Consider the following 11,691-nt stretch of genomic DNA (forward strand, 5'->3'; position numbering starts at 1 on the left):
GCTCTAAATCTCACGGGTTTGAGGATCGTCGCGCGGCTACTGGGTGACCGGCTTGCCGCCAAAAACAGGCCATTGCGGATCGGCCTTCACGATGGCCGTGTCGTGCTGCGCCTGCCAGCCTTCCATGCCTTCGGGATACCAGTAGACTTTGGTGTAGCCGAGTCCGACGAGCCGCTTCGCCGCGTTCCAGCTGCCCCAGCACTCCGGGTGACAGAAGGCGACGATCGGCTTGCTGCGGTCGCCGCCCATCAAGGCGGCAAAGCGCGCCTCGAAGGCGTCGACGAACGACGCTTCGCTGCTGCCGCTGCCCGCGCCCGGCAGCCAGGTGGCGCCGGGAATGGAGCGATGCGCCGGCATCCACAACGCCGTTGCTGCCATGCCGGCCGGCTTCTTGTCGGCCTCCGCGACATCCACCATGAGCGGCGGCACGCCGACAAGCAGTTTCGACAGGGCCGCCGTATCGAGCACGGTGGCGCCGGCGACGGTGTTAGGCGTGTAGCCGTGCATCGCCCCCTGCCAAAGGTCGGTAGGTTCGGGCACCTTGCCGGGCGTTGCCGCAATGAGGAAGAACGCCGCTGCGAGCGGCGCGAGATGACGCATGGCGATCGTCAATTGCTGAGCGCCGGGACCGGCACGGACTTTTCCCAATGCCCCTTCTCACTATCCGTCACCGCGACCTTCAGTTGGCTCTTATCTGTCGGCACGAAGGCGAAGCTGATGACCGGGTTGGAAGCCAGAGAAATGTCCGTGTCGAGATCGAAAACCTTCTTGTCGCCGTCGGTGACGGCGATCGTCTGGATGTAGCGCGCCGGCGTGTACATCCGGCTGACCTGGTTCATCTGCATGCCGTTGAAGTTCGGGTGACGGACCATCAGCGTGGCATCGACCGGCTTATTGGCGACGGCGTCGCCGGCAAACTTGATGCGCATGTCGCCCATGCCCTTCATCGCCTCTTCGTCGCTCATGCCCATCGGCGCGGAGCAACCGCCGGAGGCTTTGACGAATTTCGTCGTCTCCAGCAGCGTTCCATCCTGCATTTCCGCCACGACATGGACGTTGGTGTAGGTGTTGACCCGCACCCGCATTTTTATCGCGCGCGGGTCGGCGGCGGGCCCGAACGTGTAGTGCGCGGCGACGGGTGCCGGATTGTCGTCGATGACGAGGTAGAGGCTTTTAACCGGCTGCTTGGCCGCGATGGTGATGGCCATCGGCACCAGCGAGGCGTCGTCCGCCCGTACCGGCGCGTCGAGTTGCACCACGGCAGCGCCATCCTGCGGCACGCGATCGCCGAACAGTGATTTTTCGATATCCTTCCACCGCGCCTGGCGATCGGCCTGGTCGTCGGCGCGAGCCGGTATTGCCGCAAAGCCCAGCACCACGGCGATGCCTAGCGGCAAAACGGCGCTCTTGATCGAAGCCCTCACGATATCCTCCCTGTTTGTTTTTATTCCCACTCAAGCTCTTTGTAGGCCTGGGTGACGTTCCTGGCGTTGTAGTCGTCGAAAAGGAGCCACCTGCTCTTTTCGTCCTGGCCGACGGTCTTGATCGCCGTCTCGATCGATCCGTTCTTCTTGATCTCGGCGCGCACGCCGTCACGCAACACGGTGAGGTAACGCACGAGATCGGCGGACGTGCCGGCGAAATCGACCGATGTCGGCCCGTGGCCCGGAACCGCTTTGGCTGCCCCCATCGCCTTCAGCACGTCGATCTCCTTCAGCCAGCCCAGCAGGCTGCCATCGAGCGACGGGACACGGGCGACGAAGAGCAGATCGGCGGGCAGCAGCAGGCCGGTCTGCGTGTCGACCATCGACAGGTCGCAGCTGGTGTGCGCCGGACCGTGCGCCTTGAAGCGGATCACCCTGCCGCCGAGATCGACCTCGCCGGCATCGGCGATGGCGCGCGTCGGCATGACGATCGGGCCGACCTTGTCGACACCGACCACTTCGCTGAGCTTGGTTCGGTAGAATTCGCCGCGCTGCTGCAGCGCCTCGCGCAGTTTCGCATGGCCGATGAAGGTCGGATGATCCGCCGTGAACGCGGCCGCACCAAAAATATGGTCGGGGTGGACATGGCTCAGCACGACATATTTGATCGGCTTGTCGGTCTTGGCCTTGATCGCTTGGCGCAGCCACTGCCCGTCCGCCAGACTGCCACCGCTCTCGGTCACCAGAACGGCATCGCGCCCGACGATGCAGCCGATGTTGGCGATCGCATCCAGGTTGCTTGGCGTCGCATCCTGGTCGACTCCGCGCCTGACGAAAACGCCGGGGGCGACCTCCTCGAGCTTGAAATCCGCGGCCCGCCCGAGCGTCGGCAGGCAACAGAGGCAGAAAGTGCCGAGCAGCGCCTCGCGCCGGTCCAATCGCATGGGTCCAACCTGTTTTGCCTTGCTACCTTCTAGTAGGTAGGGCAACATTGCGTCAAGGCGATGGCGTCGCTTCGTCCGAAAGACGGGCACGCGGGATGGGCTTATGAGAGACACACGTGGCGAACTGCTGTTCGAGGCGGAGATCCTGATCCGCGGGCGCGGCTATTCCGGCTTCAGCTATGCCGATCTCGCCAGCGCCGTGGGCATCCGCAAGGCCAGCATCCACCATCATTTTCCGACGAAGACCGACCTGGCGATGGCCCTGATCGCCGCCTATGGCGAACGCTACGACACGGCGCTGGCACGGATCGAGGCCCAGAGCACCCTCGCCCTCGCCCGCGTCGAGGCCTACGGCGACCTTTACCTCGATGGCGTCGAACAGGGGCTTGGCTGCCTCTGCGCGGTCATGGCCGCCGAATTGGTGTCACTGCCCGATCCGCTTCGGGCGGCGATCGCCGCGTTTTTCGCCAAGCATATCGCCTGGCTCGAGACGACGCTCCAGGAGGGATGCGCCAACGGCTCGATACGCCCCAGCATCGACCCCGCCGCTCACGCGCGGATGATCGTAGCGACGCTGGAAGGCGCCTTAATGATGGAGCGCGTGCTTGCCGGCGCGTCCGGGTTTCGCAGCGTGCTGGCGGCTTTGCGAGATGGTTTGGCTCCGTAGCACTTGACGCATCGTCATTGCGAGCCGAAGGCGAAGCAACCCAGGGACATCTGCTCCCGTCAACGGCGTGTTTTAGCGCCCCTGGTTGCTTTGCCCCGCTCGCAAAGACGGGGCGGCAAGTGCGGCACCTAAACCTGTTCCAGCTCGATCAGCGTGCCGGCAAAATCCTTGGGGTGGAGAAACAGCACAAGTTTGCCATGCGCGCCGATTTTCGGGGTCCCGTCGCCGAGCACGCGCGTGCCCCTGGCGATGAGCTGGTCGCGGGCAGCAAAAATGTCGGCGATCTCGTAGCAGACGTGGTGCATGCCTTCGCCATTCCTGGCGAGGAAGGCGGCGATCGGCGAGTGCTCGCCCAAGGGCTCCAGCAGCTCGATCTTGCTATTGGGCAGTTCGACGAAGACGACGGTGACGCCGTGCGCCGGCAAGGCCTGCGGCGCCGTGACGGTGGCACCAAGAATGTCGCGGTAGCGGGCCGCCTCGACCGCCACGTCGCGCACGGCGATCGCGATATGGTTGAGGCGGCCCAGCATCGTCTTAGATCAAACCTCGACGACCAGGACGTGGACGGCGGGTTTCTTGCCCCAGGCCTGGGACACGGCGCCACGCACGGCCTTTTCAATGGCGGTGGAGACGACGTCCGCATCGCGCCGCTTCTGCTTCGGCAGATTGTCGAAGGTTTGAAACAGCACGGTGTCGACAAGCGCATCCATCGCCGAGCCGTCCTTGATCCGGCTTGGCAGACCATTGGTGACAACGTCGGGCACGCCGACCATGTCACCCTTGGTGCTGACCGCCAGCGCGATCGTCACCACGCCGGAGAAGGCCAGAGCCTGACGGGCACGCATCGCGTCGTCGTCGAGCTTCACTAGAAGATTGCCGTCCTTGGCCATCTTGCCGTGCGGCGCCTGGCCGATGATGCTGGGCTCGCCCGGCGCCAACAGCACGATGTCGCCGTTGCGCGCCTTCATGACGTGCGGAACGCCGCGATCGCGCGCAAAGGCATAATGCTCGGAAAGATGGATCTCCTCGCCATGGGCGGGGATGGCGATGGTCGGACGCACCCAGTCGTAGAACTGCGCGACCTCGCCGCGGCGCGGATGGCCGGAGGCATGGATCAGCGCGCTGCGATCGGTCAGCACCTCGACGCCCTGACGGATCAGGTTGTTGATGATGTGCCCGACTTCGCGCTCGTTGCCGGGAATGGTGCGCGACGAGAAGATCACGAGATCACCGGGCGCCAGGCTGATCGCGGGATGCTCGTCCTCGGAGATGCGGGCGATGGCGGCGCGGGGTTCGCCCTGGCTGCCAGTCGCCAGCACGACGACCTGGTCACGCGGGATGTGCGCGAAGGCGTCAGCCGAGAGAAACGGGAAGACGCCGTCGAGGAAGCCGCATTCGCGAGCGACGCTGGAGACGCGATCCATCGCCCGGCCGACGAGCACAACCTTGCGGCCGGCCGCCTGAGCCGCCATCGCGACCGCTTTCATGCGGGCGACGTTGGACGCGAAGGTCGTGACGACAACGCGCCCCGTAGCCTGGCGGATGATCTCTTCGAGGCTGGCGGCGACCTCCTCCTCGGAGGGGCTGACGCCGTCTCGCATGATGTTGGTAGAATCGCAGACGAGCGCGAGCACGCCTTCGTCGCCGATCTCGGTCAACCGCGCCTTATCAGTCGGGCGACCGATGCCGGGCGTGTCGTCGATCTTCCAATCGCCGGAATGGACGATCGTGCCGAGCGGCGTGCGGATCGCCAGCGCGCAGCTTTCGGGAATCGAATGCGCGACCGGAACGAACTCGACCGAGAACGGGCCGATCTCGACGGTCTTGCCCTGCCCCACCACGTGGATCGGGATCGGCGGCGCGCCGTACTCGTTGAGCTTCTTCAGCTCGAGCAGGCCCGCGGCGAAGCGGGTCGCATAGACCGGCGCGCGCAGACGCGGCCAGAGATCGACGACCGCGCCGATATGGTCTTCATGCGCGTGGGTGATCACGATGCCGACGAGATCGTTCTTCATCTTCTCGATGAAGCTCGTGTCGGGGACGATGATGTCGATGCCGGACTGTTCCGGACCCGCGAAGGAGATGCCGCAGTCGATCATCAACCATTTCTTCTTACGGGCCGGGCCGAAACCATAGAGCCCCATGTTCATGCCGATCTCGCCTAAACCGCCGAGAGGCACGAACACGAGTTCGTCTGTCACTTCATTCATTCAAAATTGCCTTTCACACCTCATAAAACGAGCGCCTAAAACCCTCGATTTGTCGTCACATTGCTGCCTGGGATTGCGCCGTGCAGGAAGACATCGCCAGCATCTATGGCGACGCATCCCTCAGCCGTCTCGACGAGCAATCGCCCGGTCGAGTCGAGGCTGCTGAACGTGCCTGTCACGGTCCGCGAAGAACATCTCACCTCTATCATGTCGCCGAGCCCGGCCGCTTTAGCAAGCCATGCCGAACGGATGCCTAAAAAACCGGCACCACCGTCCCAGTCGGCGAGGTGTTTCTGTAAACTGGGGGCAAGGGCCTGCAGTACGTCGTCGGGTCCGATCGGCGTGCCGGACGCGGCACTCAGATCGGTCGCGGGATAGGCGAGCCCCTCGGGATGTGAGCGGCAATTGACCCCGAAGCCGATGACGCAGGCAAGCCGGCCGTCCGGCATCGTCGCGCTCTCCAGCAGCAGGCCGGCGAGTTTGGCCCCGTCGAACAGGATGTCGTTGGGCCATTTGAGGCGCAGGCGCTCGTCGCCGTGGACGAGCACGCGGAGCGACTCAGCCAAAGCGACGCCGGCGACGAAGCCGAGCTGCGGAGCCACCTTCAGGTCGGAGGCGTCCGTAAGCAGCAGGCTGGCGTAGAGATTGCCGGGCGGCGAGGCCCAGACCCGGCCCTGCCGACCCCGCCCGCCGGTCTGGCGCGTGGCCACGATGAAGAGCGGGCCTCGCTCGCCGGCGCGGGCGCGGACCATGGCCTCGTCATTGGTCGAGCCGAGCGTCTCGAAACGCTCGATCCGGTAAGGGCCAGCGTCAACCAACAAGGGCAGACATCAGAGATCTCATGGCAGGAAGAGCGACTTCGCGGCGGCCGTCGCCGCGCCGGTGAACAGCGGCGGGTAGACGAACAGGAACAGCGAGAGCATGGCGGTTACGCCGAGCACGACGCGCAGGATCGCCGGCGGCGGGTCGAAGGCGACCGTCGATTCGTCAAAGTACATGAACTTGACGACGCGCAGATAGTAGAAGGCGGCGATCACGCTCGACAGCACGCCGATGACGGCGAGCGGATAGAGATGCGCCTGGATCGCCGCGTTGAATACGTAGAACTTTCCGAAGAACCCGGCCAGCGGCGGGATCCCGGCGAGGGAGAACATCATCATCGCCAGGAAGAAGGCCATCGCCGGGTTGGTCTTCGCCAGTCCCATCAGATCGGCGACATTCTCGACGCTACGGCCGTTGATCCGCATCGAGAGGATCGCGGCGAACGTGCCGAGCGTCATGACGAGGTAGATGGCCATGTAGATGATCACGCCCTCGACGCCTTCCGGCGTGCCGGCGGCCAGGCCCACGAGGGCGAAGCCCATGTTGCCGATCGCCGAATAGGCCATCAGCCGCTTGAAGTTGGTCTGGCCGATCGCGGCCACCGAACCGAGCACCATCGACAGGATCGAGATGAAGACGATGATCTGCTGCCACTGCGTGGTGATGCCGGGAAACGCCGTGATGATGACGCGCACGGTGATCGCCACTGCCGCCATCTTCGGCGCCGTCGCGAAGAAGGCGGTGACCGGGGTCGGTGCGCCCTCGTAGACGTCCGGCGTCCACATGTGGAACGGCACCACCGACATCTTGAAGGCAAGGCCCGTCATCAGAAAGACGAGGCCGAAGACGACGCCGATGGAGGCCTGTCCGTTGATCGCCGCGGCGATGCCGGTGAAGCTAACCGTGCCGGAGAAGCCGTAGAGCAGCGAGGCGCCGTAGAGCAGCATGCCCGACGACAGCGCCCCCAGCACGAAGTATTTTAGGCCCGCTTCCGAAGCCTTGAGGTTGTCGCGGTGGAAGGCGGCGAGCACGTAGAGCGCGAGCGACATCAGCTCGAGGCCGAGATAGAGCGTGATCAGGCCCGTCGCCGAGACCAGGATTAGCGCGCCCAGCGTCGAGAGCACCACCAGGATCGGGTACTCGAACTTGTCGATCTTTTCAAGCGCCAGAAAGTTCTGGCCCATCACCAGCGTGACGATCGAGCCGAGCAGCACCAGCACCTTCATGAAGCGGCCGAAGGCGTCATCGATGAACAGGCCGTCGAAGACGATCGCCTGGGTCTTGGCGCCCAGGATGATGGTCAGGATCGCGACGCCGATGAGGCCGACCGCGATTTCCGTCAGCGGCCCGTCGGAGTCCTTGCCGCGAATCGCGCCGAACAGCAGCAAGAACAAAGCGCCGACGGCCAGGATCAGCTCCGGCAGGCTATGGGCGAGATTGAAGGACATCGGGCTCATTCGGCAGCCTTTGCGGCGGAGGCCAGTTTGTTGGTCGGATGCGCCATGGCGACCTCGTGGCTCTTCACCAGCGCAGCGACGCTGGCCGACGAGCCGTCGAGGATCGGCGAGGGATGCACGCCGTAGAAGATCGTCAGCACCACCAGCGGCACCAGCAGCACGAGCTCGCGCGGGCTGAGGTCCAAAATGGTCTTCAGGTTCTCCTTGTCGAGAACCCCGAAGACCACGCGGCGATAGAGGTAGAGCGCGTAGGCTGCCGAGAGGATCACGCCGGTGGTGGCGAACAGCGCGACCCAGCTGTTGACCTGGAAGGTGCCGAGCAGCGTCAGGAACTCGCCGATGAAGCCCGACGTGCCGGGCAGTCCGACGTTGGCCATCGTGAAGACCATGAAAGCCACGGCATAACGCGGCATCCGGTTCACCAGGCCGCCGTAAGCCGCGATATCGCGAGTGTGCATGCGATCGTAGACGACGCCGACACACAGGAAGAGCGCGCCCGAGACGATGCCGTGCGACACCATCTGGAACACCGCGCCCTGGATGCCCTGCTCCGTGAAGGAGAACAGACCCATCGTCACGAAGCCCATGTGCGCCACCGAGGAGTAGGCGATGAGTTTCTTCATGTCCTCCTGCACCAGCGCGACCAGCGAGGTGTAGATGATCGCGATGATCGACAGGCTGAACACCAGCGGCGCGAAATAGACCGAGGCGTCCGGAAACATAGGCAGCGAGAAGCGAAGGAACCCGTATCCACCCATCTTCAGCATGATGCCGGCGAGGATGACGGAGCCGGCCGTGGGCGCCTCGACGTGAGCGTCCGGCAGCCAGGTGTGAACCGGCCACATCGGCATCTTCACCGCGAAGGAGGCGAAGAAGGCGAGCCATAGCCAGGTCTGCATGCCCGGCGGGAAGTGGGTCTTCAGCAGCACCGTGATGTCGGTTGTGCCGGCGACCCCGTACATCGCCATGATGGCGAGCAGCATCAGCAGCGAGCCGGTCAGCGTGTAGAGGAAGAACTTGAAGCTGGCGTAGATACGCCGCTTGCCGCCCCAGATCCCGATAATCAGGAACATCGGGATCAGCCCGCCCTCGAAGAACAGGTAGAATAGCACGAGGTCGAGCGAGCAGAACACGCCGATCATCAGCGTTTCCAGCACGAGGAACGCGATCAGGTATTCCTTGAGCCGGACCTTGATCGAAACCCACGACGCCAGGATGCAGAACGGCATCAGGAAGGCGGTCAGCACGACGAAGGGAAACGACATCCCGTCGACGCCAAGCTTGTAGACGAGGCCGGCGCCGAACCAGCCGCGCTCTTCGACAAACTGGAACGCCGACGACGCCGTGTCGAAGTGCCCCCAGGCGTAGAAGGAGAGCAGCATCTCGACGAGGGTCGTGATCAGGGCCGCGTATTTCGCGTTCTGCCACGTCGCCTCGTCATCGCCGCGCAGGCACAGGATGAAGGCGACGCCGACCAGCGGCAGGAAGGTCAGGCAGGTGAGAATGCCGAAGCCGAACATCAGCGCACGCCTCCGACGAGATACCAGGTGATGAACACGGTGACCCCGATGAGCATGGCAAAGGCGTAGTGGTAGATGTAGCCGCTCTGCAGCTTTACCGCCTGGCGGGTCACGACGACGACCGAAGCCGAAACGCCGTCAGGCCCGAACCGGTCGATGATGCCCTGGTCGCCGCGATGCCACAGCACCCGGCCGATCCAGAACGCCGGTTTGACGAAGAGAACGTCGTAGAGCTCGTCGAAATACCATTTGTTGAGTACGAAGCGGTACAGCCCCGGCGCGGTGCGGGCCCAGGCCGCCGGCGCGGACGGACGCCAGAGATAGCCGTAGCAGGCCACCAGGAAGCCGCCGGCGAGCAGCAGCATCGGGATCCATTTCACGACGACCGGCACCTCTTCCATGTCATGGAGGATGTGGTTGTCCGGGCCATAGAAGATCGCGCCCTTCCAGAACTCGGCCTGGGATTCGCCGATGAAGTGGCTGCTGAACGCCGCGCCGGCGAACAGCGCCCCGACCGACAGGACCAGCAGCGGCACGAGCATGGTCTTGGGCGACTCGTGCGGGTCGAGCGCATGCGCATGATGATCATCATGCGAGGCGTGCGCATCGTGGCCGTCGTGCGTCGCGATGGCGTGATCGTCGCCGTGGGTCGCCTGCCACCGCGGCGCGCCGCAGAACGTCATGAAGGTCAGGCGGAACGAGTAGAACGAGGTCAGGCCGACCGCCACCGTCGTCAACACGTAGGCGTAGAGCGCGCCGGTACGATGCGAGGCGAAGGCGGCTTCGATGATCGCGTCCTTGGAGAAGTAACCTGATGTCAGCGGGAAACCGACGAGCGCGCAGGTGCCGATCAGCATCGTCCAGAACGTCACCGGGATCTTGGTGCGCAGACCGCCCATGTGCCGCATGTCCTGTTCGTGGTGCATCGCGTGGATGACCGAGCCGGCGCAGAGGAACAGCAGCGCCTTGAAGAAGGCGTGCGTAAACAGATGGAACACGCCGAGCCCGTAGCCGCCGACGCCGAGGCCGACGAACATGTAGCCGAGCTGCGAACAGGTCGAATAGGCGATGACGCGCTTGATGTCGTTCTGCACGCAGCCGATCGTCGCCGCGAAGAAGCAGGTGGTTGCGCCGACGATGGTGACGAAGGCGAGCGCGATCGGCGCCTGTTCGAACAAAGGCGACAGGCGCGCCACCATGAACACGCCGGCGGTGACCATCGTCGCGGCATGGATGAGCGCCGACACCGGCGTCGGGCCTTCCATCGCGTCCGGCAGCCAGGTGTGCAGCAGGAACTGCGCCGACTTGCCCATCGCGCCCATGAAGAGAAGCAGGCAAGCTACTGTCATCGCATCGAAATCGTGACCGAAGACGTGGATCGATTTGTTGGCAAGGCCGGGGGCCGAGGCGAAGATCGTCTCGAACGACACCGACTGGGTGATCATGAAAACGGTGAAGATGCCGAGCAGGAAGCCGAAGTCGCCGACGCGGTTGACGACGAAGGCCTTGATGGCGGCGGCGTTGGCGCTCGGCTTGTAGTACCAGAAGCCGATCAGCAGGTAGGAGGCGAGACCGACGCCCTCCCAGCCAAAAAACATCTGCACGAGGTTGTCCGCCGTCACCAGCATCAGCATCGCGAAGGTGAAAAGCGAGAGATAGGCGAAGAAGCGCGGCCGCGCCGGATCCTCGTGCATGTAGCCCATCGAGTAGAGATGGACGAGCGCGGACACGGTGTTGACGACCACCAGCATCACGGCGGTCAGCGCATCGACGCGCAGCGCCCAGTCGACCTTCACGGCGCCGACGGTGAACCAGTTGGTGATCAACGAGACTGATTCCGGCTGCGAGCCGAGCGCATGCTGGATGAACAGCACCCACGACAGCACGGCCGAGACCATCAGGAAGGTGGTGGTCACGAGCTCGGACGCACGCACCCCGATCTGCTTGCCGAACAGCCCGGCGATCAGGAAGCCGAGAAGCGGGAGCGCGACGACGACGGTGATCATGCTCAGCCTTTCATCGCGTTGATGTCTTCGACCGCGATCGAGCCGCGGTTGCGGTAGTAGGTCACGAGGATCGCGAGGCCGATGGCGGCCTCGGCCGCCGCCACCGTCAGGATGAACAGCGCGAACACCTGGCCGGTGAGGTCGCCGAGGTAGATTGAGAACGCCACTAGGTTGATGTTCACCGACAGCAGGATCAGCTCCACCGACATCAGAATGATGATGATGTTCTTGCGGTTGAGGATGATGCCTGCCACGCCGAGCGTGAACAGGATCGCGGCGACGGTGAGGTAGTGGCCAAGCCCGATCATAGGATGCTCCTCATACGCCCACGCCTTCGCGCGACCGCACCTTGCGCAGTTCCACCGTCTTCGGTGACCGCGCGTTCTGCTCGGGAATGGACTGGCGCATAACGTTGGGCCGATGGCGCAGCGTGAGGACGATGGCGCCGATCATCGCAGTCAGCAGGACGAGGCCTGCGGCCTGAAACAGCACCATGTATTGGGTGTAGATGACCCGGCCGAGAGCCAGCGTGTTCGACATGCCTTCCGGCGTCGGCGTCGTGACATGGGCCGGCGCATTGGTCCCAAGCGTCCAGAACCCGACGACGAGGAACAGCTCGAGCGCGACGATCGCGCCGACGA

At 64.2% G+C, this 11,691-nt stretch carries 12 protein-coding genes; 1 reads left to right on the plus strand and 11 read right to left on the minus strand.

The features are described from left to right. Positions 1-36: 36 nt before the first annotated feature. Genes GSQ79_RS04250 through GSQ79_RS04260 form a run of 3 tightly spaced genes read right to left on the minus strand, consistent with a single transcriptional unit; the run spans position 37 to position 2,368 of the window. Complete coding sequence (locus GSQ79_RS04250; RefSeq protein ID WP_158807493.1) at positions 37-600, minus strand: rhodanese-like domain-containing protein; 564 nt, start codon at positions 598-600, stop codon at positions 37-39. 8 nt (positions 601-608) lie between these two features. Further along, positions 609-1,385 carry a quinoprotein dehydrogenase-associated SoxYZ-like carrier gene (locus tag GSQ79_RS04255; RefSeq protein ID WP_246725096.1) on the minus strand — a complete coding sequence of 259 codons (777 nt, stop codon included), beginning with the start codon at positions 1,383-1,385 and terminating at the stop codon, positions 609-611. Positions 1,386-1,444: 59 nt separating this feature from the next. Beyond that, a complete protein-coding gene (locus GSQ79_RS04260; protein WP_158807495.1) occupies positions 1,445-2,368 on the minus strand; it encodes a quinoprotein relay system zinc metallohydrolase 2 in 924 nt (307 codons plus the stop codon). A gap of 103 nt (positions 2,369-2,471) precedes the next feature. Here GSQ79_RS04260 and GSQ79_RS04265 point away from each other — a divergent pair, with 103 nt between their 5' ends. Continuing rightward, complete coding sequence (locus tag GSQ79_RS04265; protein ID WP_158807496.1) at positions 2,472-3,035, plus strand: TetR/AcrR family transcriptional regulator; 564 nt, start codon at positions 2,472-2,474, stop codon at positions 3,033-3,035. 128 nt (positions 3,036-3,163) lie between these two features. On the opposite strand, the gene mce is transcribed toward GSQ79_RS04265, so the two are convergent. The 8 genes from mce to GSQ79_RS04305 all read right to left on the minus strand — a co-directional run. Next, positions 3,164-3,565, minus strand: a complete 402-nt coding sequence (gene mce / locus GSQ79_RS04270; protein WP_158807497.1) for a methylmalonyl-CoA epimerase — start codon at positions 3,563-3,565, stop codon at positions 3,164-3,166. A 9-nt stretch (positions 3,566-3,574) separates the two neighbouring features. Then, positions 3,575-5,245 carry a ribonuclease J gene (locus GSQ79_RS04275; protein ID WP_158807498.1) on the minus strand — a complete coding sequence of 557 codons (1,671 nt, stop codon included), beginning with the start codon at positions 5,243-5,245 and terminating at the stop codon, positions 3,575-3,577. A gap of 35 nt (positions 5,246-5,280) precedes the next feature. After that, entirely contained in the window at positions 5,281-6,066 is a 786-nt protein-coding gene (locus GSQ79_RS04280; protein ID WP_246725095.1) for a biotin--[acetyl-CoA-carboxylase] ligase, read from the minus strand. 18 nt (positions 6,067-6,084) lie between these two features. Next, positions 6,085-7,524, minus strand: a complete 1,440-nt coding sequence (gene nuoN, locus GSQ79_RS04285) for an NADH-quinone oxidoreductase subunit NuoN (protein WP_158807499.1) — start codon at positions 7,522-7,524, stop codon at positions 6,085-6,087. Then, positions 7,521-9,044 (minus strand): NADH-quinone oxidoreductase subunit M, encoded by a 1,524-nt coding sequence (locus GSQ79_RS04290; RefSeq protein ID WP_158807500.1) that lies wholly within the window; start codon positions 9,042-9,044, stop codon positions 7,521-7,523. The genes nuoN and GSQ79_RS04290 overlap by 4 nt, the downstream gene beginning before the upstream one ends. Further along, entirely contained in the window at positions 9,044-11,050 is a 2,007-nt protein-coding gene (gene nuoL / locus GSQ79_RS04295) for an NADH-quinone oxidoreductase subunit L (RefSeq protein ID WP_158807501.1), read from the minus strand. Before nuoL ends, GSQ79_RS04290 begins: the two co-directional genes overlap by 1 nt. A gap of 2 nt (positions 11,051-11,052) precedes the next feature. Continuing rightward, the gene (gene nuoK, locus GSQ79_RS04300; protein ID WP_158807502.1) at positions 11,053-11,358 is read right to left on the minus strand and encodes an NADH-quinone oxidoreductase subunit NuoK; all 306 of its coding nucleotides are present in this window, start codon (positions 11,356-11,358) and stop codon (positions 11,053-11,055) included. A 10-nt stretch (positions 11,359-11,368) separates the two neighbouring features. After that, on the minus strand, positions 11,369-11,691 hold a 323-nt coding region (locus GSQ79_RS04305), incomplete at its 5' end, for an NADH-quinone oxidoreductase subunit J (protein WP_174243157.1).

It is taken from the genome of Beijerinckia sp. L45, from assembly GCF_009765775.1.
In the GTDB taxonomy this organism is placed as follows: domain Bacteria; phylum Pseudomonadota; class Alphaproteobacteria; order Rhizobiales; family Beijerinckiaceae; genus RH-AL1.